Here is a 24,668-nt window from a genome sequence, read left to right as displayed (position 1 = left end):
ATCGTTGCCCCAAGAGAGGGGGCACATCATGGAATTTCTGATTTTCCTGATTGTGGCTGCAGCCGTTGTGGCGGGTGTTTTCTGGGCCAAGAAGCATTTCCGCAATGAGATTGACCGCGCCAAGCGCATCAACCGGGCCAACAAGAACAAATAGCGGCGGGTTCCTCAGGCGCGTGCCTTCCTGGCACGGCTGAGGGCCTGCAGCCAGTAGAAGGACGTCTTGGGCGTGCGCTTCAGCGTGTCAAAGTCCACATGCACCAGGCCGAAACGCTGCGAATACCCGGCCGCCCATTCGAAGTTATCCATCAGCGTCCAGACGTAGTAGCCCAGCAGTTCCACGTCGTGCGCGATGCCGCCTGGCGCGGTGGACGCCATCGCCTGCTGAAGGTGGTGGGCCAGATAGTCGATGCGGCGGGCGTCCGCGATGGGCCCGGCAACGTGCTCCGGCTCCGGGAAGCTTGCGCCGCTCTCCGTGATGTACAGCGGAGGCAGGGCGGCCCCATACCTGTCCTTGAGTTCACGGAGCAGGATTCCCAGATGTTCGGGTGCCACCGGCCAGCCGAACCCCGTGGTGTCGTATTCCGGAAACGCCGCCAGATGGAACGGCATGCGCGTCATGGTCTCGGTCCTGCCCGCGGGACTCTCGGCCGGGCCGCGCCCGGTGGCCACTTTCACCGGGTAGTAGTAGTTCACCCCGTAGAAGTCCAGGGGCTGGCTGATGAGGCGGAGGTCGTCGTCGGACGCTTTGGTGAGGTACCTGAACCAGGGGCGGGCAGCGACGGGAGGCTTCGGATAGCGGCCCAGCAGGATGGGATCGGCGTAAATCCTGTTCAGGACCAGGTCAAAGACTTTGGCCAGCAGGCGGTCGGTGAACCTCCGCGAGGCCGGGCGTACGGGCGAGTGAAGGTTGGTCACACCGATGCCGCCGGCAACACCGGCGGCCCGCAGCGCCTGGACGGCAAGCCCGTGGGCCAGCAGCTGGTGATGCACCGAGGGCAGGGCCTTGAACAGCAGATCCCGGCCGGGCGCGTGCACGCCGAGCGCATAGCCGTTCAGCGTTACGGAGACGGGTTCGTTGAGCGTGACCCACTGCGCCACACGGTCGCCGAGCCGTTTGCCGGCGGCCGCGGCGTACGCCGCGAAGTGCTCCGCCGTGGCGCGGTTCATCCAGCCGCCGCTGCGTTCGAGGGGGAGCGGTGTGTCCCAGTGGTAGAGGGTCACCATGGGGGAGATGCCCGCTGCGAGCAGTTGGTCGATGAGCCTGTCGTAGAAATCCAGGCCCTGGGAGTTGAAGGGACCGCGGCCGTCCGGCTGGATCCGCGGCCAGGACAGCGAGAACCGGTAGGAGTCGATCCCCAGTTCCCGGATGAGTGCAATGTCCTCGGGAACCCGGTTGTAATGGTCGCAGGCCACCGCGGGGGAGTGCCCATTCAGTATCTTGCCGGGTTTTTCGGCGAACGCGTCCCAGCCTGACGGGCCCCGGCCGTCGGCGGCGAGGGCGCCCTCGATCTGGAATGCCGCAGCCGCCACGCCCAAGGTGAAACCGGGCCTGAGCCGACCGGCGAGGTCCTGCACGGAGGAGTTGTTTACGGCGTCAGCATTCTGCACGGCCATTCATCTATCATCCATTCGAAGATTTCCGAAGGCAATGACCCGGGCCCGTGCCCGGCTCGCAGCGGGCTGATTCGCATCCCCGGGCAAAATCCGGCATACTAGATGAGTTGTTCAAGCGCTTCTTCGCGTCCCGATCCGGATAATGCCGGGTGCCAGGGTCCAGGTCGAAGTCCAAACATAACCCACTCCCCATGGAACTGCGGGCTCGCACGCTTCGAAGGTGCGACACGCCCGACCGCGGGGGTCGGTTACGTCGGCAGGTTGAGGAACCCGGATTCATCCGGATTCAGCTTGTGCGGCGGGTGGTAGTTCAAACTTCAAATGCTTCGGCAGCCACATACAACAGGTAAGTAAACAGAGCAGCATTTACTGAAAGAGAGTCAGGCGACATGGCGGGACAAAAAATCCGCATCCGGCTGAAGTCATACGACCACGAGGTCATTGACGTTTCAGCACGGAAGATCGTTGAGACGGTCACGCGCGCAGGCGCAACGGTAGTGGGCCCCGTGCCGCTGCCGACGGAGAAGAACGTGTACTGCGTTATCCGCTCTCCCCACAAGTACAAGGACAGCCGCGAGCACTTTGAAATGCGCACGCACAAGCGTCTGATCGACATCATCGACCCCACGCCGAAGGCAGTTGACTCGCTTATGCGCCTCGACCTGCCCGCCGACGTGAACATCGAAATCAAGCTGTAGGGAGGTGCTGAGAGACTATGACCGCAACCCGTAACGTAAAGGGCCTGCTGGGCACGAAGCTCGGCATGACCCAGGTCTGGGACGAGAACAACAAGCTCATCCCCGTCACTGTTGTCCAGGCTGACTCGAACGTCATCACCCAGCTGCGCAACGCAGAGACTGATGGCTACGTCGCCGTTCAGATCGGCTACGGCCAGATCGATCCCCGCAAGGTCACCAAGCCGCTGGCTGGTCACTTTGAGAAGGCAGGCGTCACGCCTCGCCGCCACGTCGTCGAACTGCGCACCGCAGATGCTGACTCTTACGAGCTGGGCCAGGAGCTTTCTGTAGAGCTCTTCGAAGCCGGCCAGAAGATCGACGTCATCGGCACCACCAAGGGTAAGGGCTTCGCCGGTGTTATGAAGCGTCACGGCTTCCACGGCGTTGGAGCTTCCCACGGTGCCCACAAGAACCACCGTAAGCCCGGTTCAATCGGTGGCGCATCCACCCCGAGCCGCGTCTTCAAGGGCATGAAAATGGCCGGCCGCATGGGCGCCGTTCGTCACACCACGCTGAACCTCACCGTTCATGCGGTTGACGTCGAGAAGTCGCTGCTCCTGATCAAGGGTGCCGTCCCCGGCGCCCGCGGCCAGGTCGTACTCGTACGCACCGCCGTGAAGGGAGCCTAGTCCAATGGCTAACACTGTCAAGGTTGACCTGCCTGCAGAGATCTTCGACGTTCAGACCAACGTGCCGCTGCTGCACCAGGTCGTCGTTGCGCAGCTCGCTGCTGCTCGCCAGGGTACCCACAAGACCAAGACCCGCGCCGAAGTTTCCGGTGCAGGCCGCAAGCCGTTCAAGCAGAAGGGTACCGGCCGCGCCCGTCAGGGTTCGATCCGTGCTCCTCACATGACCGGTGGTGGCGTTGTCCACGGTCCCACCCCGCGTGACTACAGCCAGCGCACCCCCAAGAAGATGATTGCTGCTGCACTCCGCGGCGCACTGTCTGACCGCGCCCGTAACGGACGCATCCACGTCGTTGCTGACCTGGTTGCCGGCGAGAAGCCGTCCTCCAAGGAAGCACTGGCAACGCTGCGCGGCGTCTCCGAGCGCAAGAACCTGCTCGTTGTCATTGAGCGCGCCAACGATGTTGCTGCACTGTCCGTGCGCAACCTCGAGGAAGTTCACGTTCTGTACGCAGACCAGCTGAACACCTACGACGTTCTCGTTTCTGACGACGTAGTCTTCACCAAGGCTGCCTATGAAGCATTCGTTGCTGACAAGGCTGCAAAGAACGAGGAGGATGCCAAGTGAGCGCAGCCACCATCAAAGACCCCCGCGACGTCGTGCTTGCACCCGTCGTGTCGGAAAAAAGCTACGGCCTGATCGACGAGGGCAAGTACACCTTCCTGGTGGACCCCCGCTCGAACAAGACCGAGATCAAGCTGGCCGTGGAGAAGATTTTCTCCGTCAAGGTCGAATCGATCAACACCATCAACCGTGCCGGTAAGCGCAAGCGCACCAAATTCGGATGGGGTACCCGCAAGAACACCAAGCGTGCAATTGTGACCCTCAAAGAAGGCACTATCGACATCTTCGGCGGTCCGCTCGCGTAGCGGAGACCACTTTAACGAGGAAATGACTTATGGGAATCCGTAAATACAAGCCGACTACCCCGGGCCGTCGCGGCTCGAGCGTAGCGGACTTCACTGAAATCACACGGTCGACGCCGGAAAAGTCGTTGGTACGTCCGTTGCCCAAAAAGGGTGGCCGTAACAACACCGGTAAGATCACGACCCGTCACAAGGGTGGTGGACACAAGCGTCAGTACCGTCTGATCGACTTCCGTCGCCACGACAAGGACGGCGTCAACGCCCGCGTTGCCGAAATCGAGTACGATCCGAACCGCACGGCTCGCATCGCCCTCCTGCACTACGTTGATGGCACCAAGCGTTACATCATCGCCCCGAACAAGCTCTCCCAGGGTGACTTCGTGGAGGCCGGCGCCAACGCTGACATCAAGCCTGGCAACAACCTGCCCCTGCGCAACATCCCCGTCGGTACCGTTATCCACGCAGTTGAACTGCGCCCGGGTGGCGGCGCCAAGATGGCACGTTCCGCTGGAGCTTCTGTTCAGCTCGTCGCCAAGGAAGGCCGTTTCGCCCAGCTGCGTCTGCCCTCCGGCGAAATCCGCAACGTTGATGTGCGCTGCCGCGCAACCATCGGCGAGGTCGGCAACGCTGAGCAGTCGAACATCAACTGGGGTAAGGCCGGCCGTATGCGGTGGAAGGGCGTTCGCCCGACCGTCCGTGGTGTTGCCATGAACCCGGTCGATCACCCGCACGGTGGTGGTGAAGGTAAGACCTCCGGTGGACGTCACCCGGTCAACCCGAATGGTAAGGCTGAAGGCCGTACCCGCCGTCCCAACAAAGAGAGCGACAAGCTTATTGTTCGTCGCCGTCGTACTGGCAAGAACAAGCGATAGGAGCCTGGACACATGCCACGCAGCCTGAAAAAAGGTCCTTTCGTTGACCAGCACCTCTTTGTGAAGGTGGACAGGGAAAACGAAAAGGGCACCAAGAACGTCATCAAGACCTGGTCCCGCCGCTCGATGATCATCCCCGACATGCTCGGGCACACGATCGCCGTGCACGACGGACGCAAGCACATCCCGGTGTTTGTCACCGAGTCGATGGTCGGGCACAAGCTCGGCGAATTCGCTCCGACGCGGACATTCCGCGGCCATGTCAAGGACGACCGTAAGGGCAAGCGCCGCTAGGCGCCTGCACTTACGTCAAAGACGAGAGAAGGAAAGCAATGGAAGCCAAGGCAATTGCGCGTCACATCCGCGTAACGCCTATGAAGGCCCGGCGCGTCGTCAACCTTGTTCGTGGTAAGCAAGCGAACGAGGCTCTGGCAATTCTGAAGTTTGCCCCCCAGGCAGCTTCTGAGCCGGTATTCAAGGTAGTTCAGTCGGCAATCTCCAACGCCCGGGTCCTCGCGGACCGCGACGGCGTTGCGTTTGACGAAGGTGACCTCATCATCAGCGAAGCGTTTGTTGATGAAGGCCCGACCATGAAGCGGTTCCAGCCGCGTGCTCAGGGTCGTGCATTTCAGATCAAGAAGCGCACCAGCCACATCACCGTGGTAGTCGCTACCCCGGAGAAAGAGGAGGCTCGCTAAGTGGGACAGAAAGTAAACCCGCACGGGTTCCGACTCGGCATCACCACCGATCACGTATCGCACTGGTTCGCTGACAGCACCAAGTCCGGTCAGCGGTACAAGGACTTCGTTCGCGAAGACATCCGTATCCGCCAGCTCATGTCCACGGGCATGGAGCGCGCCGGCATCGCCAAGGTAGAGATCGAGCGCACCCGTGACCGCGTCCGCGTGGACATCCACACGGCACGTCCGGGCATCGTTATCGGCCGCCGCGGCGCAGAAGCAGACCGCATCCGCGGCGAGCTCGAAAAGCTCACCGGCAAGCAGGTTCAGCTGAACATCCTCGAGGTCAAGAACCCCGAGATGGAAGCCCAGCTTGTTGCCCAGGGCGTTGCTGAGCAGCTGACTTCCCGCGTGGCTTTCCGCCGTGCGATGAAGAAGGCCATGCAGTCCGCGCAGCGTGCCGGTGCCAAGGGTATCCGTATCGCGTGCTCCGGCCGTCTGGGTGGCGCAGAAATGTCCCGCTCGGAGTTCTACCGCGAAGGCCGTGTGCCCCTGCACACCCTCCGCGCGAACATCGACTACGGCTTCTACGAAGCCAAGACCACCTTCGGCCGCATCGGCGTGAAGGTCTGGATCTACAAGGGTGACGTCACCTCCAAGGAACTGGCCCAGCAGGCAGCTGCTGCTCCGTCCCGCGGACGCACCGGCGACCGTCCGGGCCGCCCGGGTGGCGCCGACCGTGGTGACCGCCGCCGTCGTACCGACCGTCCGGCAGCCGACGCAGCACCTGCTGCTGCAGCTCCGGCAGCCGAGGCAGCTCCTGCCGCACCGGCACAGGCAGCAGAAGGAGGACAGGCTTAAATGCTTATCCCACGTCGAGTCAAGCACCGTAAGCAGCACCACCCGGGTCGTTCCGGCGCTGCTACGGGCGGCACCAAGGTCTCCTTCGGTGAGTACGGCATCCAGGCCCTGAGCCCGGCTTACGTCACGAACCGTCAGATCGAATCTGCCCGTATCGCGATGACCCGCCACATCAAGCGTGGCGGTAAGGTCTGGATCAACATCTACCCGGACCGTCCGCTGACGAAGAAGCCGGCCGAAACCCGCATGGGTTCCGGTAAGGGTTCTCCGGAATGGTGGGTCGCTAACGTCAAGCCGGGCCGGGTTCTGTTCGAACTCTCCGGTGTCAATGAAGAGGTAGCTCGCGAGGCCCTGCGCCTGGCAATCCACAAGCTCCCGTTGAAGGCACGCATTGTGCGTCGCGAAGGTGGTGAATAGAAATGGCAGTAGGGTCGAAGGATCTCGCACCCGCACAGCTGGACGGTTTCGACAACGAGCGTCTCGTTGAAGAACTCCGCAAGTCCAAGGAAGAGCTGTTCAACCTGCGTTTCCAGTCCGCCACCGGACAGCTGGAGAACCACGGTCGTCTGCGCGCGGTAAAGAAGGACATCGCACGCATCTACACCGTTCTCCGTGAGCGCGAGCTGGGCATTCGTGCCGAGGTTGCCGCACCGGTTGCGGAAGCCAAGGAAGAAAAGAAGTCCAAGAAGTCCGCAGCCAAGGCTGAGAAGGCTGAAAAGCCGGCCGAGGCTGAGACTGAGGAGGACGCCAAGTGAGTGAAAAGGACGAGAACGTGACGGAAACTGTTTCCGCAACGGCTACGGCTGGCGAGCGCGGTTACCGTAAGACGAAGCGCGGCTATGTAGTCTCGGACAAGATGGAAAAGACCATCGTTGTCCAGGTTGAAGACCGCGTGAAGCACGCCCTCTACGGCAAGGTCATCCGCCGCACCTCGAAGATCAAGGCTCACGACGAAGAGAACACCGCCGGCATCGGCGACCTCGTTCTCCTCGCCGAGACCCGCCCGCTCTCCGCTACCAAGCGGTGGCGCCTGGTGGAGATCCTCGAAAAGGCCAAGTAACACCTGCAGCTTCGCCTTTCCCGGCGCGGCGCCGGAAACCCCCGTTCCCTGTGGGAGCGGGGGTTTCCTTGTTAAGCAGCGTTTAGCGGAGCCCCGGCTGCTGTGATATGGGGCTGGGCCCGAACTGTGCTAAGATTTTGAGTTTGTATGGCGCCTTTTGTGTGCCGTCAGCAAACCTCGTAAACAATCGTGCCACGGCATAGTGCCCCCCTGCGCTTGGACTGCGTCCAAATCCGCCTGGGAAGCAAATGTTTTTGGCACGGGCGTTTAGGCCTGGTCTGGCAAAATCCAGGCAGGTCAAGAGACACCCCGATCAACCGTTCCGCAAGGCTCATTCCGTAGGAAGATTTTCGGTCTGAGAACCGGCGCGACGCAAGGAGTAAATAGTGATTCAGCAGGAGTCGCGACTCAAGGTCGCCGACAACACGGGTGCTAAGGAAATCCTTACCATTCGCGTTCTCGGTGGATCTGGCCGTCGCTACGCAGGCATCGGCGACGTCATCGTCGCTACCGTCAAGGACGCAATCCCGGGCGGCAACGTAAAGAAGGGCGATGTCGTCAAGGCTGTCATCGTCCGTACCAAGAAGGAACGCCGCCGTGCGGATGGTTCCTACATCAAGTTTGACGAGAACGCAGCTGTGATCCTGAAGAACGACGGTGACCCCCGCGGCACCCGTATCTTCGGACCGGTTGGTCGTGAACTCCGTGACAAGAAGTTCATGAAGATCGTTTCTCTGGCTCCGGAGGTGCTCTAGTCCATGGCTAAGATCAAGAAGGGTGACCTGGTTCAGGTCATCACTGGCGCCAAGGCTGAGCGCGGCGGCGACCGTGGCAAGCAGGGCAAGGTTCTGCGCGTCTTCCCGGACACCAACCGCGTGTTGGTTGAAGGCATTAACCGCGTAACCAAGCACACCAAGGTCGGTCAGTCGCAGCGCGGCACCAAGACCGGTGGCATCGAGGTCGTCGAGGCACCGATCCACATCTCCAACGTGGCCTTGGTTGACCCGTCCACCAAGAAGCCCACGCGCGTTGGCTTCCGCACCGAGACCGTGGAGCGCAATGGCGTGAAGCGCGAAGTGCGCGTACGCGTGGCCAAGAGCTCCGGGAAGGACATCTAATGACTGAGACTCTCGAGACTCCGGCAACGAAGATCGTTCCTCGTCTGAAGACCAAGTACGCAGAATCCATCAAGGCTACGCTCCAGGATGAATTCAAGTACCAGAACGTTAACCAGGTTCCCCGCCTGGTCAAGGTTGTTGTGAACATGGGTGTTGGAGATGCCGCCAAGGACTCCAAGCTGATCGACGGCGCTGTCCGCGACCTCACCCTGATCACCGGCCAGAAGCCGCAGGTAACCAAGGCCCGCAAGTCGATCGCCCAGTTCAAGCTGCGCGAAGGCATGCCCATCGGTGCACACGCTACCCTGCGTGGTGACCGCATGTGGGAATTCGTGGACCGTCTGGTCACGCTGGCTCTGCCGCGTATCCGTGACTTCCGCGGCCTCAGCGGCAAGCAGTTCGATGGCAACGGCAACTACACCTTCGGTCTGACCGAGCAGGTTATGTTCCACGAGATCGACCAGGATTCCATCGACCGCGTTCGCGGTATGGACATCACGGTTGTGACCACCGCCAAGACCGACGACGAAGGCCGCGCGCTGCTCAAGGCGCTTGGTTTCCCGTTCAAGACCGAAGCTTAATTAGCTACGTAAAAGGTCCGGCTGCTCTGATCCCTAAGGGTCAGCACAGCGGAAACCGTTACGAGGAAGGGCAAGAGCCCAAATGACAATGACAGATCCTGTCGCAGACATGCTTACGCGTCTGCGCAACGCAAACTCGGCATACCACGATTCCGTGTCTATGCCGTACAGCAAGCTCAAGGCACGCGTTGCCGACATCCTGAAGGCTGAAGGTTACATCGCCTCCTGGAAAGAAGAAGACGCAGAGGTCGGCAAGAAGCTGACCATCGAGCTCAAGTTCGGTCCGAACCGCGAGCGTTCAATCGCCGGTGTTCGTCGTATTTCCAAGCCGGGACTCCGCGTTTACGCGAAGTCCACCAACCTGCCGCACGTGCTCGGTGGCCTGGGTGTCGCAATCCTGTCCACCTCTTCCGGCCTCTTGACTGACAAGCAGGCCGGCAAGAAGGGCGTGGGCGGCGAAGTCCTCGCTTACGTCTGGTAACGGGAAAGGAAGAGAATAATGTCACGTATTGGACGTCTCCCCATCACCGTTCCTGCCGGCGTTGAGGTCAAGGTTGACGGCTCTGTCGTCAGCGTCAAGGGTTCCAAAGGCGAGCTGAGCCACACTGTGGCCAGCCCGATCGAGGTCACCCTGGAAGATGGCACCCTGACTGTCGCCCGCCCGAACGACGAGCGCGCCTCACGTTCGCTGCACGGCCTGACCCGCACCCTGATCGCCAACATGATCCAGGGTGTCACCGCAGGCTACGAGAAGAAGCTTGAGATTGTCGGTACTGGTTACCGCGTCCAGGCCAAGGGTTCTGACCTGGAGTTCGCTCTGGGCTACAGCCACCCGGTCAATGTCTCGGCACCGAACGGCATCACCTTTGCAGTTGAGACCCCGACCAAGCTCTCTGTTTCAGGTATCTCCAAGCAGCAGGTCGGCGAGGTTGCTGCCAACATTCGCAAGCTGCGGAAGCCGGACCCCTACAAGGGCAAGGGCATCCGTTACGCAGGCGAAGTCATCCGCCGCAAGGTCGGAAAGGCTGGTAAGTAACCATGGCGATCGCAATTAACAAGAAGCGTACGAACAAGAGCAAGTCTGCCCAGCGCAGCCGCCGCCAGCTTCGTATCCGCAAGCGCATCTCCGGTACGGCTGTACGCCCTCGTCTGGTCGTCAACCGCTCCGCACGCCACGTATTCGTCCAGGTTGTCGATGACACCAAGGGCCTGACCGTGGCAAGCGCCTCCACACTGGAAGCCGACCTTCGTGCATTCGATGGTGACAAGACCGCCAAGGCTAAGCGCGTTGGCGAACTGGTCGCCGAGCGTGCCAAGGCTGCCGGTATCGAAGCTGTTGTCTTCGACCGCGGTGGTAACAAGTACCACGGCCGGATCGCCGCCGTCGCTGACGGTGCACGTGAAGGTGGGCTGTCACTGTGACGGAAGCAAACAAGGAAAAGGACACTGTGTCTGCAGATCAGAAGGCGCCTGAAGCCGTAGCTGCTGAGGCCACTGAGACCACTGCCCCCGCAGCTGCCGACGACCGCCGTGGTGGCGCCCGTCGCGGCGAGCGTGGCGACCGTGGCCAGGGCCGCGGCGACCGTGGTGGCCGTGGCGGCCGCGACGGCGGCCGTGAAGCCGAGAAGAGCCAGTTCGTAGAGCGCGTTGTTACCATCAACCGCGTTTCCAAGGTCGTCAAGGGTGGTCGTCGCTTCAGCTTCACCGCACTCGTCGTCGTTGGTGACGGTAACGGCATGGTCGGCGTCGGCTACGGCAAGGCCAAGGAAGTTCCCGCTGCAATCGCGAAGGGCGTTGAAGAGGCCAAGAAGTCCTTCTTCCGCGTTCCCCGCGTTGGCAGCACCATCCCTCACCGCGTCCAGGGCGAAGCTGCCGCAGGCGTTGTAATGCTGCGTCCGGCTTCCGCCGGTACCGGTGTTATCGCCGGTGGCCCGGTCCGTGCAGTACTGGAGTGCGTGGGTATCCACGACATCCTCTCCAAGTCGCTCGGTTCCTCGAACGCCATCAACATCGTTCACGCGACTGTTGACGCCCTGAAGCGCCTCGAAGAGCCGGCAGCCGTGGCAGCACGCCGTGGCCTGCCGCTGGACGAGATCGCTCCGCCGGCACTGGTGCGCGCTCTGCTGAACCAGAAGGCGGGTGTCTAGCAATGGCTAAGAACCTGATTCCCTCCGACACCCAGTTGGAGATCACTCAGATCAAGTCCGCCATTGGCGGCAAGCAGAACCAGCGCGACACCCTGCGGTCCCTCGGCCTGAAGCGGATCGGACACACCGTTGTCCGCACCGCCGACGCCGTGACCGTTGGAATGCTCAACACGGTTCCGCACCTGGTAAAGGTAGAGGAGGCGAAGTAAATGGCAGAGAAGAACACTGCTGAGAAGGCACAGAGCGGCGCTGCTGAGAAGCAGAACGCGCTGAAGGTTCACCACCTGCGTCCCGCCCCGGGTGCCAAGACCGCCAAGACCCGCGTTGGTCGTGGTGAAGGTTCCAAGGGTAAGACCGCCGGTCGCGGTACCAAGGGTACGAAGGCCCGCTACCAGATCAAGGCTGGCTTTGCCGGCGGCCAGCTGCCGCTGCACATGCGCCTGCCGAAGCTGCGCGGCTTCAAGAACCCGTTCCGGGTTGAGTTCCAGGTTGTAAACCTGGACCGTCTCAACGAGCTCTTCCCGGAAGGTGGCACTGTCACCGTGGAGGACCTGGTTGCAAAGGGTGCCGTTCGCAAGAACCAGCCCGTGAAGGTGCTTGGCACCGGCGACATCACCGTCAAGGTTGACGTCACGGCCCACGCATTCTCGGCCAGCGCCACTGAAAAGATCGCTGCAGCAGGCGGAAGCACCACCGCTCTCTAGGAGATTCCTCCAGGGAACGGTGGGCTGATGCCCGTCGTTGAAACTCCCGGTACGCGGGGCCGAGGCCCCCGTGCCGGGAGTTTTTCGTAATCGCCGGCCCTTTCGGATTGTTCGCATCACGCAATCAACCGTTAGACTCGGTTGTTGGGTTTATTGACCCGCATCACAAGACTTAATAATTTCTGAGGAGGACGCTTGCTTAGCGCATTCGGCCGGGCTTTTCGAACGCCTGATCTGCGACGCAAGTTGTTGTTCACGCTGGGAATCATCACAATCTTCCGCTTGGGAGCCTTCATCCCCTCGCCTGGTGTGAACTACCAGAATGTCCAGCAATGCTTGTCGACCGGGCAGACCCAGGGCGGGATCTACCAGCTCGTCAATCTTTTCAGCGGCGGTGCATTGCTGCAGGTCTCCATCTTTGCTTTGGGAATCATGCCGTACATCACGGCAAGCATCATCGTGCAACTGCTCCGGGTGGTCATACCCCGGTTCCAGCAGCTGCACGAAGAAGGCGCCTCGGGGCAGTCGAAGCTGACGCAGTACACGCGTTACCTCACCATTGCCCTCGGCCTGCTGAACGCCACCACGCTGGTGTCCCTCGCGCGCTCCGGGCAGCTGCTGCCCGGCTGCAACCTGCCGATCATCCCGGACAACAGCGTCATCACCACGATCCTGATCATCATCACGCTGACGGCCGGCACAGGCCTCATCATGTGGATGGGCGAGCTCGTGACTGAAAAGGGCGTGGGCAACGGCATGTCGCTGCTGATCTTCACCGCCATCGCTGCAGGCTTCCCCACCTCCCTGGGCGCCATCTGGACGTCGCAGGGTCCGGGCACGTTCTTCCTCGTTCTCGCCATCGGCCTGCTGACGGTCGCCTTGGTGGTCTTCGTGGAGCAGTCACAGCGCCGCATCCCGGTGCAGTACGCCAAGCGGATGATCGGACGGCGGACGGTGGGCGGCACCAGCACCTACATCCCCATCAAGGTGAACATGGCCGGAGTCATCCCGGTCATCTTCGCGTCCTCCATGCTCTACCTGCCGGCGTTGATCTCGCAGTTCAACCAGCCGCAGCCGGGGCAGCCGGTCCAGCCGTGGGTTGAGTGGATCAACAACAACCTGACCCGCGGGGACCACCCCATCTACATGGCGCTTTACTTCGCCATGATCGTTTTCTTTACATACTTCTACGTCGCGATCACCTTCAACCCTGAAGAGGTCTCGGACAACATGAAGAAATACGGCGGCTTCATTCCGGGTATCCGTGCCGGCAAGCCGACCGCGGATTACCTGCAGTACGTCCTGTCGCGGATCACGCTTCCCGGGGCCATCTACCTTGGCTTCGTGGCGCTGATCCCGCTGGTGGCGCTCGTGCTGATCAACGCAAACCAGAACTTCCCGTTCGGTGGCACCTCGATCCTGATCATGGTGGGCGTTGGCCTGGAAACCGTCAAGCAAATTGACGCGCAGCTACAGCAGCGTCACTACGAAGGGCTATTGCGATGACCAGAATGTTGATTATCGGACCTCCGGGTTCCGGCAAGGGTACGCAGGCGGAACGCATCTCGGAGCGCCTCGGCGTCGTTGCGATCTCCACCGGCGACATCTTCCGGGCCAACGTCAGGGGCGAGACCCCGCTGGGCGTCGAGGCCAAGAAGTACATGGACGCCGGGGACTTTGTGCCGGACAGCGTGACCAACAAAATGGTCCGCGACCGCCTCAGCGAATCCGACGTCGAGGACGGGTTCCTGCTGGACGGCTACCCGCGCACCACGGCGCAGGTTGACTACCTCGACGAGATCCTGGCCAATGGTGACCAGAAGCTCGACGTCGTCCTCCAGCTGACCGCGGACGACGAGGAACTGGTCGCCCGGCTCCTGGGCCGTGCGAAGGAAACCGGACGCAGCGACGACAACGAGGCCGTCATCCGCCACCGGCTGGACCTGTACCACGAGCAGACCGAGGCCGTTGTGGCCAAGTATGCCGAGCGCGGCATCCTGACCCAGGTGGACGGCATCGGCGCCATCGACGAAGTCACTGACCGCGTCATGCAGGCCATCAAAGAGGCTCAGGCAGCCTGATTCAGTAACCACGCTACGAGGCTCCTCCCGGTTCATTGGGAGGGGCCTCCGGCTTTTAGCCACCACGGCACACCCCGCCGGCAGCTCCGCCGGCGGGGGCACCACCGAGAGGAAAACCGCAGATGGCATTCGGCCAGCCACGGATTGAGTACAAGACCAACGCCCAGATGCGCACCATGCACGAGGCGGGGGTGGTCCTGAGCCGCGCCCTGGACGCCGCGGTGGCCGCGGCGGCGCCCGGCGTCACCACGAAGCAGCTCGACGACGTGTTCGCCGGCGTGCTTCTGGAGGCAGGGGCAAAGTCGAACTTCCTGGGCTACCACGGGTTCCCCGCCAGCATCTGCACGTCCGTGAACGAGGAAGTGGTCCACGGGATCCCCGGACCCAGAGTGTTGCAGGACGGCGACATCATCTCGATCGACGGCGGCGCGATCGTGGACGGCTGGCACTCGGATTCCGCGCGAACGGTCATCGTGGGGACGGCCGACCCCGAGGACCAGCGCCTCTCGGACGTCACGCAGGCTGCCATGTGGCGGGGCATCGCCGCGCTGGCCACCGGCAAATTCGTGGGCGACATCGGCTGCGCCGTGGACGACTACGTCTCCGCCGTGCCGGGCAAGCCACTGGGAATCCTCGAGGACTACGTCGGCCACGGCATCGGCTCCGAGATGCACATGGCGCCGGACGTGCTGAACTACCGCACCAGCCACCGCGGTCCGAAGATCCGCCCGGGCCTGTGCCTCGCGATCGAGCCGATGCTGGTGCGCGGCAGCATCGAAACCGCTGTCCTGGACGATGACTGGACAGTGGTCACCACCGACGGCAAGCGGTCCTGCCAGTGGGAGCACTCCGTCGCCGTCCATGAGCAGGGCATCTGGGTGCTGTCAGCGCCCGACGGCGGTGCCGCCCAGCTTGCGCCGCTCGGCGTGGTTCCGGTTCCGATTCCCTGACGACGCACCTTTAGTCTGGGGACACGCAAAATCCCTGGCGACACCGGAATTCCGGTGTCGCCAGGGATTTTGCGCGTCACGGGGAATTATCTGCGTCAGCACGCCAGGTCCGGGGACTCGCCACGGTGCAGAATGGGAGCCATGGAAGCCACTGGGACAGGGCAAGCGACGGGATCCATTACTGATGTGCCGGGCCTGCGGGTCGGGCACCGGCAAAAGTCCGACGGCGGCTGGCTGAGCGGCGTGACGGTGGTCCTGCCGCCGCCGGGAACCGTGGGCTCGGTGGATGTCCGCGGGGGAGGCCCCGGCACGCACGAGACCGATGCGCTCGACCCCACGACGCTGGTCCCGACGGTGGACGCCGTGGTGCTCACCGGGGGAAGCGCCTACGGGCTTGCCACCGCGCACGGCGCCCAGCGCTGGTGCGAGGAGCAGGGACGGGGCTTCGAGGTCACCGGAGGGGTGGTCCCGATCGTCCCGGCCGCGGCCATCTTCGACCTCGGCCGCGGCGGCGACTTCTCCGCCCGCCCCGACGCCGCGATGGGCTACGCGGCGGCTGCTGCCGCGGGGGCCCAGAACGACGGGCACGACGTCGAACGCGGCAATGTGGGAGCCGGCACCGGAGCGGTCCTGGGACGGGGCCAGTTCAAAGGGGGAGTAGGTACCGCCTCCGTCACTCTGGACAACGGGGTGGTTGTTGGGGCCCTGGCAGTAGTGAACGCGCTGGGCCTGCCGTGGGGGCCGCTGGCTGAGCCTGCCGAAACTTCGGCCGCTGGGACGGAAGCCGGACCGCAGCTCAACACCACCCTGGTCGTTGTCGCCACCAATGCCGTCCTTGACTCGGCCGAGTGCAAGCGGACCGCATCGGCTGCGCACGCGGGACTCGCCAGGGCGCTGAACCCGAGCCACACGCTGGCCGACGGGGACACGGTCTTCTGCCTGGCGACGGGCGCCGTGAAGCTGGACCGGACCACGGAGACTGCCCGGCAGGTGAGTCTCATCACCCTGCAGAGTGCGGCAGCCGACGTCGTACGCTTGGCAATCCTGGACGGGATCCGCAGCGCGGAGGCCGTGACAACTGCGGCGGGCACCTTCGCGGCGTACAGATTTTGATGCGCGCGGCGGCATTGTGCGCTACCATGGCTGGATTTAACATTCCGGACCAAATGCCGTAGTGTTGCTTGTTGGTTGTCTGCCCTGCCACGCCCATTTGCGGCCGGCTGGCGACGATCAATCAAATCAAAAAAACGTCCGCAGTCATGCCCGGTGCAATCCGGTGGGCTGAGGCAAACAACAGTTAGCGGAGGATATGGCCAAGAAGGACGGGGTCATAGAGATCGAGGGCGTAGTGACTGAGGCGCTGCCCAACGCGATGTTTCGTGTTGAGCTCACCAACAAGCACGTCGTTCTGGCACACATCTCTGGAAAAATGCGTCAGCACTACATCAGGATTCTCCCTGAGGACCGGGTAGTGGTGGAGCTGAGCCCTTACGACCTGACACGTGGTCGTATCGTCTACCGCTACAAGTAAACGTTGGGCGGCCAGAGCAACTGCCGAAGGCCGGTCCATCGGACCAACTGCTATCACGCAAAGGAACGCCATGAAGGTCAAGCCGAGCGTCAAGCAGATCTGCGAAAAGTGCAAAGTGATCCGCCGTAATGGCCGGGTCATGGTGATCTGCGAGAACCCGCGCCACAAGCAGCGCCAGGGCTAATTCCCTTCCGGGAATCCCTGGGTTGCTAACCCACGCAAGTAAATAAAAGGCAGCACAAGCTGAACTGGAACATTGAGCTCTAAAGAGTCCGGACAGCTAACCCCCGGTCGGAGGCTGGGGCCGCACTGATCGTGCGGGTGTACTGCCTACGACCTCCGGTTTATTCAAGGAGTACTGCCACTATGGCTCGTCTCGCTGGCGTAGACATTCCCCGCGAAAAGCGGCTGGAAATTGCGCTTACTTACATCTACGGCGTGGGCAAGACCCGTGCACACGAAACCCTGGCTGCCACCGGCATCAGCGCTGACGTCCGCGTAAAGGACCTCAGCGACGCCGAACTGGTCCAGCTGCGTGACTACATTGAAGGCAACTACAAGGTTGAGGGTGACCTTCGCCGCGAAGTGGCCGCAGATATCCGCCGCAAGGTCGAAATCGGCAGCTACGAAGGCCTGCGTCACCGCAAGGGCCTGCCCGTACGCGGACAGCGTACGAAGACCAACGCCCGTACCCGCAAGGGCCCGAAGCGTACCGTCGCCGGCAAGAAGAAGGCCCGTTAATCCCTGAGGGATTAACTCGGTTTTCCCCCGATAACTTTCTGTAGGAGAAATAATGCCCCCGAAGACTCGTGGCGCGGTTCGCAAGCCGCGTAAGAAGGACAAGAAGAATATCGCGCTTGGCCAGGCGCACATCAAGAGCACCTTTAACAACACCATCGTGTCCATCACGGACCCGTCCGGTGCTGTCATCTCCTGGGCTTCCGCCGGTGAGGTTGGATTCAAGGGCTCACGCAAGTCCACCCCGTTCGCTGCACAGATGGCTGCCGAAGCTGCTGCCAAGCGTGCACAGGAGCACGGCCTGAAGAAGGTTGACGTGTTCGTCAAGGGACCGGGATCCGGACGCGAGACCGCCATCCGTTCGCTGCAGGCCGCTGGCCTCGAGGTCGGCTCCATCCAGGACGTCACCCCCGCCGCGCACAACGGCTGCCGTCCCCCGAAGCGCCGCCGCGTCTAAGCTTTTCCGCTGACCGGAGCTTGCCCGGACCCTTACCGGGTCCGGGCAAGCCCAGCGCGTTAAGACTTCAGACCGATTTTCCACCACCTGTGTTGCGTCATATAGCGGATGCTCGCCGAAAGGAAACCTAAGTGCTCATTGCACAGCGCCCCACCCTCTCCGAAGAGGTCGTCTCCGATAACCGCTCCCGTTTCATCATTGAACCGCTGGAGCCGGGCTTCGGATACACCCTCGGAAACTCCCTCCGCCGTACCCTGCTCTCCTCCATCCCCGGTGCCGCTGTAACCAGCATCCGGATCGATGGCGTGCTGCACGAGTTCACCACGGTTCCGGGTGTCAAGGAAGATGTCACCGAGATCATCCTCAACATCAAGAACCTGTCCGTGTCCTCCGAGCACGACGAGCCGGTTGTTGCTTACCTGCGCAAGCAGGGACCCGGAGTCGTCACCGCCGCGGACATCGCTCCGCCGGCCGGCGTCGAATTCCACAACCCGGATCTGCACATTGCCACGCTGAACTCGAAGGGCAAGTTCGAACTCGAACTGACCATCGAGCGCGGCCGCGGCTACGTTTCGGCAGCTCAGAACAAGTCCGGCGACGCAGAGATCGGCCGCATCCCGGTCGACTCCATCTACTCGCCGGTGCTGAAGGTTACTTTCCGCGTGGAAGCCACCCGTGTTGAGCAGCGCACCGACTTCGACAAGCTCATTGTTGACGTCGAGACCAAGCAGGCCATCGCCCCGCGCGATGCCGTTGCTTCCGCAGGTACCACCCTGGTGGAACTCTTCGGTCTGGCCCGCGAGCTGAACACCGCAGCTGAAGGTATCGAGATTGGCCCGTCGCCGACGGATGCTGCCTTGGCAGCAGACATGGCTCTGCCGATCGAGGATCTGGACCTCACCGTCCGTTCCTACAACTGCCTCAAGCGTGAGGGCATCCACACCGTGGGTGAACTCGTTGCCCGCTCCGAGGCTGACCTGATGGACATCCGTAACTTCGGTGCGAAGTCCATCGACGAGGTCAAGGCAAAGCTGGTTGAACTGGGACTGTCCCTCAAGGACTCGCCTCCCGGCTTCGACCTCGCCGCGCGCGCCGCAGCCATCGAAGAGGACGACGCCGCGTTCAGCGACGACGAGCTCTAACAAGCAGATCTTGGCTGGCGGGCTGGATGCACCATGTTGTGCGCAGCCCACCGGCTTCCATATGAGGAGAAACAATTATGCCTACCCCCACTAAGGGTCCGCGCCTCGGAGGCGGCCCGGCTCACGAGCGTCTTATGCTCGCGAACCTGGCAGCAGCACTGTTCGAGCACAAGCGGATCACCACCACGGTCACCAAAGCCAAGCGCCTGAAGCCGTACGCAGAGCGCCTGGTCACCTTCGCCAAGCGCGGCGACCTCGCTTCCCGCCGCCGCGTGCTCGGCCTGATCAGCAACAAGGGCATCGTCCACGAGCTGTTCACCGACATTGCACAGGCAGTGGAGAACCGCGACGGCGGCTACACCCGCATCACCAAGATCGGCAACCGCAAGGGCGACAACGCTCCCATGGCTGTCATCGAGCTGGTTCTCGAGCCGGTTTCCGCCAAGCAGGCTGTTGTAGCCGAGGCTACTGCTGCTGCCAAGCGCGATGCAGACAAGGCTGCTCCGGCTGCCGAGGAAGCTGAGGTCGCCGAGACCGAAGCCGCTCCGGAAGCTGAGGCTGAAGCTGCCGAGACCGAAGCTGCAACCGAAGAGGCTCCGGCCGCTGAGGAAGCTGCTGACGAGAAGGCTGCTGCTGACGAGAAGGACGCGAAGTAATTCGCTGATTTCTTCGCATAGACTTAAGTCTATGAACGACCAAAAACCCGCGGCCCCCGTAGTGGGGGGCGGCGGGTTTTTGCGTATCCGACTTGATTTGGCGTACGACGGCGGCCCCTTCAGCGGGTGGGCAGTGCAGCCCGGGCTGCGCACCGTCCAGGGAACCCTGGAGGAGGCGCTGGAGCTGCTGATCCGCCGGCCGGTCCGGGTGACCGTCGCGGGGCGGACAGACGCCGGCGTGCATGCCCGCGGCCAGGTGGTCCACCTCGACCTGACGGAAGCCGAGTGGCTGGGACTGAACCGCGGCGCGGAACTCGATCCCGCCGTCGCGCTTTTACGCCGGCTGAGGGGCGCACTGAGCCGGGGGCTCGGGGACCTGACCGGCGCCATTGTGGTGCACCAGGTGTCCATTGCGCCGGAGGGGTTCGACGCGCGTTTTTCCGCGTTGTGGCGCCGCTACAGCTACCGCATTGCGGACGGGCCGGCGCTCTGGGATCCGCTGGGCCGGTACGACACTCTCTGGCACAAGTCTCCGCTGGTTGTGGACCTCCTGAACGAAGGGGCGTCGAAGCTGCTGGGGCTGCAGAACTTCCTCTCCTACTGCAAGCCGCGGGAGGGCTCCACCACCATCCGCGAACTGCAGCGCTTCGAATTCACGCGCGGCGTGGACGGCGTTATCGTTGCCACCGTCCAGGCCGATGCGTTCTGCCACAATATGGTGCGTGCGCTGGTGGGCTCGGCGCTGTACGTGGGGGAGGGGCTCGAGCCGCCGGGATGGCTGCACGAACGCCTGCTGGCCAGGAAGCGGGATGCCCGCTCCGTGCTGGCGGCGCCCCATCCGCTGGTGCTGGAGGAAGTGGCCTACCCGTCGGACGACGAGTTGCTGGCACGCGCCGAACTGACGCGCGCCCTGCGGGAGTAAGTCCTTACATTAATCCCCGTTCTGAGGGCCCTGCCTCAGTTCCCGGCCGGATGCCAGTAGGCTGGGAGGCAGTGTTGAGACATGTAGTCCTTACAGGGGGTAAGGGATGAATGACCGCCGCGTTGTTGTGGTTATCGAGCAGGATCAGGAAGTCTGCGCCTTGCTGTGCGCGACTCTTGGTGAGGCCGGGTTCGAGGTGCATTGCTCCGACAACGGCGAGGCCGGGCTGGCGCTGGTCCGCGCCAAGCAGCCGGATACCGTCACGCTGAATGCCGTGCTGCCGGATGCGGACGGCCTTGAGGTGGCGCGGCGCATCCGCGAGTTCAGCCATGCGTACCTGCTGGTAGTCAGTGCCAGCAGTGATCTTGCGGCGACGGTGCAGGCCTTTGACGCCGGGGCGGACGACTATCTGGTCACGCCTCTCCGGCCCCGGGAACTCCGGGTGCGCGTTGACGGGATGCTGCGCCGGCCGCGGCAACTGCGGCCGGAACATCGTGAACTTTCTGAAACCGTTGCGGAAGCAGTGACACGGTGCCTGGAGCACAACGGCCTGGAGGTCGACGCCGTCGCCCGTTCTGTGCGACTGGCGGGCCGGACGCTGGAGCTTACCAAGACAGAGTTCGACCTGCTCCTGATTATTCTGGAGCAGGGGAAGCGCGTGGTGACGAAGGCAGAACTGGCCCGCCACCTGCAGCTTGAGGACCTGGGACCGGGACGCCCCCGGAAAGTCGACACGGACCGCGTCATAGAGGTCCATATCGGCAACCTGCGCCGAAAACTCGGGGACGACGCGCGGTCGCCGAAGTGGCTCAAGACGGTCCGCGGCCTGGGATACACCCTCACCTAGGGCGGGGGTGGATCGTCCCCCCTGCAAACGGGGGAGTGGCTGGGAAAACCCTAAGAAAATGCCAAGGGTGCAGGCGCACCGTTGAATCATGAAATCAGTATCAAGCGACGAGGTTGTTGCAGTCCGTGGCGTTCTTACCGATACGCATCCGGTCGATTTCTATGCGCTTGGCGTCGCGGGGGCGATTGACCGCTTGACCCTTCCGCTGCGCGAGCGCGGGACCGTGGTTCACCTGGAGGCTCCGCACCACGGGATGGAGGTGGACCGGAAGTGTGCCACCCTCCTGTACCGGGCGGCCCAGGAGCTCCTCAGCAACGTGTACAAATTCGCCAATGCCTCGGCGGTGACGATTCGGTTGGGCTGCCTCAGCCACCCCGCCCTCTGCCATGAGGTGCAGCTCAAAGTGACCGACGACGGCGCAGGGTTCGATGCCGAGGCAGCAACCCAGGGCAGGCATTCCGGGATGGGGCTGCGGCTCATGCGGCTCGCCGTGGAAACAGCCGGCGGCCACATGACGGTCGACTCGTCCGCGGCAGGAACGTGCGTGAACGTCACACTGCCGCTGGATTAGGTGCGCCTGGATTAGGTGCCCGGCCCACAGGTTCGGCCCAGTCTCCCTAGGAATGTTCCCGGGGCAGGGTCATGGTGAACGTGGTCCCCGCCCCGGGCTTGCTCACGCATGTGATGGCGCCGCCGTGCCGTTCCACAATGGTCTTCGTGATCGAGAGGCCCAAACCCACCCCGGGGATTGCCGCCTGCCGCGCAGCCTGGGTGCGGAAGAACCGAGTGAAGATCCGGGAGGTTTCCTCTTCGCTGATGCCCATTCCGGTGTCCTGGACCTGCAGCTGCACCCAGTCCTCACTGGTGCGGGCGCGGACCGTCACGGCACCGCCGTCTGGAGAGTATTTGATGGCATTGGATACCAGGTTGTCGAGGGCTTGGGAGATGCGGAGCGGATCGGCATGGGCCCAGAGGGGTGCGGGGGTGTCGATGCTGAGGGAGACATTGGATGCGTCGGCCTGTGCCTGCGCGGATCCGATGGTCGTGTCGATGAGGCTGGCCAGGTCTGTCCTCCGCGCGTGGACCGCCAGCACCGTGGAGGCTGAGACGAGCAGATCCGAGACCAGCGAAAGGAGCCGTTCGGCATTGCGCTGCACCACTTCCAGCCTTTGCACTGCCGCCGATGAGAGGGCTTCAGCCTCGTCCAGCACCAAGTCAACGTTGCCCAGCACGGACATGAGGGGGCTGCGGAATTCGTGCGAGACGTTGGAGATCAGTTCTTCCTTGGCGGAGAGCGCCTCCACGAGCCCGGTCACATCGCTGTAGACGACGACGGCGCCGCTGAACCCGCCGTCGTCGTTCCTTATGATCCGGGCCGCCGTGGAAACGGCGCGCCGGGCGCTGCCCTGGCCGAGCCACACCAGATAGTTCGCAAAGGTTTCGCCCGCAACGGCCCGGCGGATCGGTCGCTTATCCTCGGGCAGCGGCGTGACCTTGTCCTGGCCGAACATGAGTTGCCCGGATTCCTGCATTTCCGCGGCCGCGCCTGCGGGAGAAGCGGCCTGCAGGAACGCCTTTTGCTGATCGTTGACGAGCACTTTATGGCCGTTGGCGTCGACGGCGACGATGCCGACGTCGATGGCGTCCAAGATGGTTTTGAAAAGCCTTTCACGCGTCCTGCTTTGAATGAGCAGTTCCCGGAGTTCGGCATCCTTTCTTTCGAGCCGTCGTCGCTGTACACGGATATTGGCGCTCGCGAACCGGATTGCCAGCGAGACGGCCAGCATCATGAGGGGCAAGAGGATTGCAGTGGCAATGTCCGAAGGTGAAATTCTGGGAAACTTTTGCACCAGTGAAGGCAGCCCGATGAGCAGGGGCCCAATGAAACTGAGCACAATGCTGGTCTTCACGAAGGAGCCTGATGCCGACAGCCAAATCACCGGGAATATGGCCAGCACTCCGAGGCCGGCCACGGCCGGAACGGCGCCGTTGCGTGCGAGACCGATTACCAGGAGGTCAAGAATCGGGATTACCAAGTAGGCGTTGACGGGAAGGCGCTCCCAGGGAACCAGGAAGCACGCCAGGAACAAGGCGCCCATCAGGACTATGGATGCAATAAAGACGGGATTCTCGATCAGCGTGGGCCATACCGCAGGCGCCGCAATGGCCATGGCAGCAAGAATGAGCGTTACCGGCAGCTGGCAAAGCGCCACCTGGACTCTCGGCTTAAGCCGTCTGAAAAAGCGGTCAGTGTCACGGACCAGCACGTGTTCACCCATGGGCGCAGCCCCCGCCCTTAGGGTCGATTATCGAAACGTGAGACCGTATTATTTTGTCCCCACCCATGGTGCCATTATGCACGCCAATTCTTCTGCGTCGGCAGTCCCAACTGGTTGCTGAGTGTTGCTTGCAAAACATATGCACAATTTAGGTTGTCTGGTCCCGTAGACGTTGTAGCCTATGTAATCAGGTAGTACTTTCCGCATTGCGCTGGGCGGTGCGGTGGTTTTGCCTGATATGGGGTAGTCGTGGGCGAACTTGGCGTGGCCGTGGTGATTGAGGATGACGACGACGTCCGCAATCTGCTTGACGCGGTCCTTCAGCAGGCTGGCTTCGAGGTGCACTCAGCAGCCACGGGACGTGATGGTGTTGACGTAGCCCGTCAACAGCGGGTCAATGTGATCACGCTTGACGTGGGACTTCCGGATATAGACGGTTTTGAGGTCCTACGAAGAATCCGACAGTTCAGTGACGCCTACGTCGTCATGCTCACGGGCAGGGACGAGGAACTGGACACGATCACGGCGCTTCAGGGCGGCGCGGACGACTACATTACCAAGCCGTTCAGGCCCCGTGAGCTGCGTGCCCGCATCACCGCGATGATGCGCCGGCCCCGGCAGGGCGCGGCTGGTGACGCTGATGTGCCGGTGCTGTCGTCCGGTGTCGGTGGCGCGGGTGGCGCTACCACCGTGCGCCGCGGCAAGGTGCTCCAGCACAATGGCCTGGCGCTGGACATGGAAACCCGGACTGTCGCCCTTCGCGGCACTCCGCTGGGATTGACCCGCAGCGAGTTTGATCTGCTGCAGGAACTGTTGAGGGGAACCGGGGCCGTGCGCACACGGGCTGATCTGGTCCGTGTGGTCCGCGGGGAATACTACGGCGAGGACACGTACATCAGCGAGGCTGACGAGCGGGCCGTCGAGGTCCACATCGGAAACCTGCGGCGGAAGCTCCATGAGGATCCGGCGGACCCGCGCTGGCTCGTCACAGTCCGCGGTGTGGGGTACCGGCTGGCGCCGAAGCGGGCGGAGTAGGACTGCGCATGAATTCCGTACGTACGAGACGCCCATCAAGCATCCCTGACCACCACTCAAGGATTTAGGAGACACGCTCCAGCCGCCTTGGCACAGCTTTCTT

37 protein-coding genes are annotated in these 24,668 nt (G+C 62.7%); 35 read left to right on the top strand and 2 right to left on the bottom strand.

Going from position 1 to position 24,668, the window contains the following annotated elements; genetic code table 11:
• Positions 1–28: 28 nt before the first annotated feature.
• On the top strand, positions 29–154 hold the full coding sequence (locus JYA52_RS22790) for a hypothetical protein (protein WP_276208554.1): 126 nt from the start codon (positions 29–31) through the stop codon (positions 152–154).
• An 11-nt stretch (positions 155–165) separates the two neighbouring features.
• Here JYA52_RS22790 and JYA52_RS08725 read toward each other — a convergent pair whose 3' ends face one another.
• Positions 166–1,614 (bottom strand): GH1 family beta-glucosidase, encoded by a 1,449-nt coding sequence (locus JYA52_RS08725; RefSeq protein ID WP_205652795.1) that lies wholly within the window; start codon positions 1,612–1,614, stop codon positions 166–168.
• Between the two features lie 389 nt (positions 1,615–2,003).
• Here JYA52_RS08725 and rpsJ point away from each other — a divergent pair, with 389 nt between their 5' ends.
• From rpsJ to JYA52_RS08560, 33 genes are all read left to right on the top strand, one after another.
• Complete coding sequence (gene rpsJ, locus JYA52_RS08720) at positions 2,004–2,312, top strand: 30S ribosomal protein S10 (protein WP_003803825.1); 309 nt, start codon at positions 2,004–2,006, stop codon at positions 2,310–2,312.
• Between the two features lie 17 nt (positions 2,313–2,329).
• Positions 2,330–2,980 (top strand): 50S ribosomal protein L3, encoded by a 651-nt coding sequence (gene rplC / locus JYA52_RS08715; RefSeq protein WP_056626643.1) that lies wholly within the window; start codon positions 2,330–2,332, stop codon positions 2,978–2,980.
• Positions 2,981–2,984: 4 nt separating this feature from the next.
• Positions 2,985–3,605, top strand: coding sequence for a 50S ribosomal protein L4 (gene rplD / locus JYA52_RS08710; RefSeq protein ID WP_205652794.1), 621 nt, complete (start codon positions 2,985–2,987; stop codon positions 3,603–3,605).
• A complete protein-coding gene (rplW, locus tag JYA52_RS08705) occupies positions 3,602–3,907 on the top strand; it encodes a 50S ribosomal protein L23 (RefSeq protein ID WP_011692807.1) in 306 nt (101 codons plus the stop codon). Before rplD ends, rplW begins: the two co-directional genes overlap by 4 nt.
• Positions 3,908–3,936: 29 nt before the next feature.
• Positions 3,937–4,776: a 50S ribosomal protein L2 gene (gene rplB / locus JYA52_RS08700; protein WP_205652793.1), complete on the top strand. Its 840-nt coding sequence runs from the start codon at positions 3,937–3,939 to the stop codon at positions 4,774–4,776.
• A 12-nt stretch (positions 4,777–4,788) separates the two neighbouring features.
• Positions 4,789–5,070, top strand: coding sequence for a 30S ribosomal protein S19 (gene rpsS / locus JYA52_RS08695; RefSeq protein WP_011692805.1), 282 nt, complete (start codon positions 4,789–4,791; stop codon positions 5,068–5,070).
• Between the two features lie 38 nt (positions 5,071–5,108).
• The gene (rplV, locus tag JYA52_RS08690; RefSeq protein WP_003803798.1) at positions 5,109–5,474 is read left to right on the top strand and encodes a 50S ribosomal protein L22; all 366 of its coding nucleotides are present in this window, start codon (positions 5,109–5,111) and stop codon (positions 5,472–5,474) included.
• Complete coding sequence (gene rpsC, locus JYA52_RS08685) at positions 5,475–6,317, top strand: 30S ribosomal protein S3 (protein WP_205652792.1); 843 nt, start codon at positions 5,475–5,477, stop codon at positions 6,315–6,317.
• Entirely contained in the window at positions 6,318–6,734 is a 417-nt protein-coding gene (gene rplP / locus JYA52_RS08680; protein WP_003803795.1) for a 50S ribosomal protein L16, read from the top strand.
• Between the two features lie 2 nt (positions 6,735–6,736).
• On the top strand, positions 6,737–7,072 hold the full coding sequence (rpmC, locus tag JYA52_RS22785) for a 50S ribosomal protein L29 (RefSeq protein WP_205652791.1): 336 nt from the start codon (positions 6,737–6,739) through the stop codon (positions 7,070–7,072).
• Positions 7,069–7,377: a 30S ribosomal protein S17 gene (rpsQ, locus tag JYA52_RS08670; protein ID WP_205652790.1), complete on the top strand. Its 309-nt coding sequence runs from the start codon at positions 7,069–7,071 to the stop codon at positions 7,375–7,377. The genes rpmC and rpsQ overlap by 4 nt, the downstream gene beginning before the upstream one ends.
• 386 nt (positions 7,378–7,763) lie before the next feature.
• A complete protein-coding gene (gene rplN, locus JYA52_RS08665; protein WP_003803789.1) occupies positions 7,764–8,132 on the top strand; it encodes a 50S ribosomal protein L14 in 369 nt (122 codons plus the stop codon).
• A 3-nt stretch (positions 8,133–8,135) separates the two neighbouring features.
• Positions 8,136–8,495 (top strand): 50S ribosomal protein L24, encoded by a 360-nt coding sequence (gene rplX, locus JYA52_RS08660; RefSeq protein WP_205652789.1) that lies wholly within the window; start codon positions 8,136–8,138, stop codon positions 8,493–8,495.
• Positions 8,495–9,076, top strand: coding sequence for a 50S ribosomal protein L5 (rplE, locus tag JYA52_RS08655; protein WP_205652788.1), 582 nt, complete (start codon positions 8,495–8,497; stop codon positions 9,074–9,076). Before rplX ends, rplE begins: the two co-directional genes overlap by 1 nt.
• An 82-nt stretch (positions 9,077–9,158) precedes the next feature.
• On the top strand, positions 9,159–9,557 hold the full coding sequence (rpsH, locus tag JYA52_RS08650) for a 30S ribosomal protein S8 (protein WP_056626622.1): 399 nt from the start codon (positions 9,159–9,161) through the stop codon (positions 9,555–9,557).
• Between the two features lie 18 nt (positions 9,558–9,575).
• A complete protein-coding gene (gene rplF, locus JYA52_RS08645) occupies positions 9,576–10,112 on the top strand; it encodes a 50S ribosomal protein L6 (RefSeq protein ID WP_028269576.1) in 537 nt (178 codons plus the stop codon).
• A gap of 2 nt (positions 10,113–10,114) precedes the next feature.
• Entirely contained in the window at positions 10,115–10,498 is a 384-nt protein-coding gene (gene rplR / locus JYA52_RS08640) for a 50S ribosomal protein L18 (protein ID WP_091251989.1), read from the top strand.
• Positions 10,495–11,223: a 30S ribosomal protein S5 gene (gene rpsE, locus JYA52_RS08635; RefSeq protein ID WP_205652787.1), complete on the top strand. Its 729-nt coding sequence runs from the start codon at positions 10,495–10,497 to the stop codon at positions 11,221–11,223. Before rplR ends, rpsE begins: the two co-directional genes overlap by 4 nt.
• Before the next feature lie 2 nt (positions 11,224–11,225).
• Positions 11,226–11,432, top strand: coding sequence for a 50S ribosomal protein L30 (rpmD, locus tag JYA52_RS08630; RefSeq protein ID WP_028269574.1), 207 nt, complete (start codon positions 11,226–11,228; stop codon positions 11,430–11,432).
• Positions 11,433–11,927, top strand: a complete 495-nt coding sequence (rplO, locus tag JYA52_RS08625) for a 50S ribosomal protein L15 (protein WP_205652786.1) — start codon at positions 11,433–11,435, stop codon at positions 11,925–11,927.
• 195 nt (positions 11,928–12,122) lie between these two features.
• Positions 12,123–13,433 (top strand): preprotein translocase subunit SecY, encoded by a 1,311-nt coding sequence (secY, locus tag JYA52_RS08620; protein WP_205652785.1) that lies wholly within the window; start codon positions 12,123–12,125, stop codon positions 13,431–13,433.
• 5 nt (positions 13,434–13,438) lie between these two features.
• Positions 13,439–14,008, top strand: a complete 570-nt coding sequence (locus tag JYA52_RS08615) for an adenylate kinase (RefSeq protein WP_205652833.1) — start codon at positions 13,439–13,441, stop codon at positions 14,006–14,008.
• 122 nt (positions 14,009–14,130) lie between these two features.
• Positions 14,131–14,958: a type I methionyl aminopeptidase gene (gene map, locus JYA52_RS08610; protein WP_205652784.1), complete on the top strand. Its 828-nt coding sequence runs from the start codon at positions 14,131–14,133 to the stop codon at positions 14,956–14,958.
• 132 nt (positions 14,959–15,090) lie between these two features.
• The gene (locus tag JYA52_RS08605) at positions 15,091–16,071 is read left to right on the top strand and encodes a P1 family peptidase (protein ID WP_372433771.1); all 981 of its coding nucleotides are present in this window, start codon (positions 15,091–15,093) and stop codon (positions 16,069–16,071) included.
• A 196-nt stretch (positions 16,072–16,267) separates the two neighbouring features.
• A complete protein-coding gene (gene infA, locus JYA52_RS08600) occupies positions 16,268–16,489 on the top strand; it encodes a translation initiation factor IF-1 (protein ID WP_011775571.1) in 222 nt (73 codons plus the stop codon).
• A gap of 70 nt (positions 16,490–16,559) precedes the next feature.
• On the top strand, positions 16,560–16,673 hold the full coding sequence (gene rpmJ, locus JYA52_RS08595; RefSeq protein WP_009358722.1) for a 50S ribosomal protein L36: 114 nt from the start codon (positions 16,560–16,562) through the stop codon (positions 16,671–16,673).
• 182 nt (positions 16,674–16,855) lie between these two features.
• Positions 16,856–17,230 (top strand): 30S ribosomal protein S13, encoded by a 375-nt coding sequence (rpsM, locus tag JYA52_RS08590; protein ID WP_090950898.1) that lies wholly within the window; start codon positions 16,856–16,858, stop codon positions 17,228–17,230.
• 52 nt (positions 17,231–17,282) lie between these two features.
• The gene (rpsK, locus tag JYA52_RS08585; RefSeq protein WP_102973678.1) at positions 17,283–17,684 is read left to right on the top strand and encodes a 30S ribosomal protein S11; all 402 of its coding nucleotides are present in this window, start codon (positions 17,283–17,285) and stop codon (positions 17,682–17,684) included.
• Between the two features lie 131 nt (positions 17,685–17,815).
• On the top strand, positions 17,816–18,826 hold the full coding sequence (locus tag JYA52_RS08580; protein WP_056626606.1) for a DNA-directed RNA polymerase subunit alpha: 1,011 nt from the start codon (positions 17,816–17,818) through the stop codon (positions 18,824–18,826).
• A 77-nt stretch (positions 18,827–18,903) separates the two neighbouring features.
• Positions 18,904–19,482: a 50S ribosomal protein L17 gene (gene rplQ / locus JYA52_RS08575; protein ID WP_205652782.1), complete on the top strand. Its 579-nt coding sequence runs from the start codon at positions 18,904–18,906 to the stop codon at positions 19,480–19,482.
• A gap of 31 nt (positions 19,483–19,513) precedes the next feature.
• Positions 19,514–20,404 (top strand): tRNA pseudouridine(38-40) synthase TruA, encoded by an 891-nt coding sequence (truA, locus tag JYA52_RS08570; protein ID WP_205652781.1) that lies wholly within the window; start codon positions 19,514–19,516, stop codon positions 20,402–20,404.
• Positions 20,405–20,510: 106 nt separating this feature from the next.
• Positions 20,511–21,251, top strand: a complete 741-nt coding sequence (locus JYA52_RS08565) for a response regulator transcription factor (protein WP_205652780.1) — start codon at positions 20,511–20,513, stop codon at positions 21,249–21,251.
• A gap of 88 nt (positions 21,252–21,339) precedes the next feature.
• On the top strand, positions 21,340–21,822 hold the full coding sequence (locus tag JYA52_RS08560) for a sensor histidine kinase (RefSeq protein WP_205652779.1): 483 nt from the start codon (positions 21,340–21,342) through the stop codon (positions 21,820–21,822).
• A 46-nt stretch (positions 21,823–21,868) separates the two neighbouring features.
• On the opposite strand, the gene JYA52_RS08555 is transcribed toward JYA52_RS08560, so the two are convergent.
• Complete coding sequence (locus JYA52_RS08555) at positions 21,869–23,530, bottom strand: sensor histidine kinase (protein WP_205652778.1); 1,662 nt, start codon at positions 23,528–23,530, stop codon at positions 21,869–21,871.
• Positions 23,531–23,779: 249 nt separating this feature from the next.
• Here JYA52_RS08555 and JYA52_RS08550 point away from each other — a divergent pair, with 249 nt between their 5' ends.
• Positions 23,780–24,565, top strand: a complete 786-nt coding sequence (locus JYA52_RS08550; RefSeq protein ID WP_205652777.1) for a response regulator transcription factor — start codon at positions 23,780–23,782, stop codon at positions 24,563–24,565.
• Positions 24,566–24,668 lie beyond the last annotated feature (103 nt).

Origin of the sequence: Arthrobacter pascens, from assembly GCF_017052465.1 — a bacterium.
GTDB classification, from domain to species: domain Bacteria; phylum Actinomycetota; class Actinomycetes; order Actinomycetales; family Micrococcaceae; genus Arthrobacter; species Arthrobacter pascens.
Note: the sequence above shows the minus strand (reverse complement) of the source record. Positions and strands in the feature narration are given on the sequence as shown.

Bases quoted from the DNA above. Each gene is read 5' to 3' on its own strand.
- truA (WP_205652781.1), top strand. From the start codon at position 19,514: ATGAACGACCAAAAACCCGCGGCCCCCGTAGTGGGGGGCGGCGGGTTT.
- rplV (WP_003803798.1), top strand. From the start codon at position 5,109: ATGGAAGCCAAGGCAATTGCGCGTCACATCCGCGTAACGCCTATGAAG.
- JYA52_RS08615 (WP_205652833.1), top strand. From the start codon at position 13,439: ATGTTGATTATCGGACCTCCGGGTTCCGGCAAGGGTACGCAGGCGGAA.
- rplC (WP_056626643.1), top strand. From the start codon at position 2,330: ATGACCGCAACCCGTAACGTAAAGGGCCTGCTGGGCACGAAGCTCGGC.
- JYA52_RS22790 (WP_276208554.1), top strand. From the start codon at position 29: ATGGAATTTCTGATTTTCCTGATTGTGGCTGCAGCCGTTGTGGCGGGT.
- JYA52_RS08560 (WP_205652779.1), top strand. From the start codon at position 21,340: ATGAAATCAGTATCAAGCGACGAGGTTGTTGCAGTCCGTGGCGTTCTT.
- rpsH (WP_056626622.1), top strand. From the start codon at position 9,159: ATGACAATGACAGATCCTGTCGCAGACATGCTTACGCGTCTGCGCAAC.
- infA (WP_011775571.1), top strand. From the start codon at position 16,268: ATGGCCAAGAAGGACGGGGTCATAGAGATCGAGGGCGTAGTGACTGAG.
- JYA52_RS08605 (WP_372433771.1), top strand. From the start codon at position 15,091: ATGGGAGCCATGGAAGCCACTGGGACAGGGCAAGCGACGGGATCCATT.
- rpmD (WP_028269574.1), top strand. From the start codon at position 11,226: ATGGCTAAGAACCTGATTCCCTCCGACACCCAGTTGGAGATCACTCAG.
- JYA52_RS08565 (WP_205652780.1), top strand. From the start codon at position 20,511: ATGAATGACCGCCGCGTTGTTGTGGTTATCGAGCAGGATCAGGAAGTC.
- rplX (WP_205652789.1), top strand. From the start codon at position 8,136: ATGGCTAAGATCAAGAAGGGTGACCTGGTTCAGGTCATCACTGGCGCC.
- rplF (WP_028269576.1), top strand. From the start codon at position 9,576: ATGTCACGTATTGGACGTCTCCCCATCACCGTTCCTGCCGGCGTTGAG.
- JYA52_RS08555 (WP_205652778.1), bottom strand. From the start codon at position 23,530: ATGGGTGAACACGTGCTGGTCCGTGACACTGACCGCTTTTTCAGACGG.
- rplR (WP_091251989.1), top strand. From the start codon at position 10,115: ATGGCGATCGCAATTAACAAGAAGCGTACGAACAAGAGCAAGTCTGCC.
- rplD (WP_205652794.1), top strand. From the start codon at position 2,985: ATGGCTAACACTGTCAAGGTTGACCTGCCTGCAGAGATCTTCGACGTT.
- rplE (WP_205652788.1), top strand. From the start codon at position 8,495: ATGACTGAGACTCTCGAGACTCCGGCAACGAAGATCGTTCCTCGTCTG.
- JYA52_RS08725 (WP_205652795.1), bottom strand. From the start codon at position 1,614: ATGGCCGTGCAGAATGCTGACGCCGTAAACAACTCCTCCGTGCAGGAC.
- rpsS (WP_011692805.1), top strand. From the start codon at position 4,789: ATGCCACGCAGCCTGAAAAAAGGTCCTTTCGTTGACCAGCACCTCTTT.
- rpsK (WP_102973678.1), top strand. From the start codon at position 17,283: ATGCCCCCGAAGACTCGTGGCGCGGTTCGCAAGCCGCGTAAGAAGGAC.
- rplB (WP_205652793.1), top strand. From the start codon at position 3,937: ATGGGAATCCGTAAATACAAGCCGACTACCCCGGGCCGTCGCGGCTCG.
- rplP (WP_003803795.1), top strand. From the start codon at position 6,318: ATGCTTATCCCACGTCGAGTCAAGCACCGTAAGCAGCACCACCCGGGT.
- rpmJ (WP_009358722.1), top strand. From the start codon at position 16,560: ATGAAGGTCAAGCCGAGCGTCAAGCAGATCTGCGAAAAGTGCAAAGTG.
- rpsM (WP_090950898.1), top strand. From the start codon at position 16,856: ATGGCTCGTCTCGCTGGCGTAGACATTCCCCGCGAAAAGCGGCTGGAA.
- map (WP_205652784.1), top strand. From the start codon at position 14,131: ATGGCATTCGGCCAGCCACGGATTGAGTACAAGACCAACGCCCAGATG.
- rpmC (WP_205652791.1), top strand. From the start codon at position 6,737: ATGGCAGTAGGGTCGAAGGATCTCGCACCCGCACAGCTGGACGGTTTC.
- rplO (WP_205652786.1), top strand. From the start codon at position 11,433: ATGGCAGAGAAGAACACTGCTGAGAAGGCACAGAGCGGCGCTGCTGAG.
- rplQ (WP_205652782.1), top strand. From the start codon at position 18,904: ATGCCTACCCCCACTAAGGGTCCGCGCCTCGGAGGCGGCCCGGCTCAC.
- rpsJ (WP_003803825.1), top strand. From the start codon at position 2,004: ATGGCGGGACAAAAAATCCGCATCCGGCTGAAGTCATACGACCACGAG.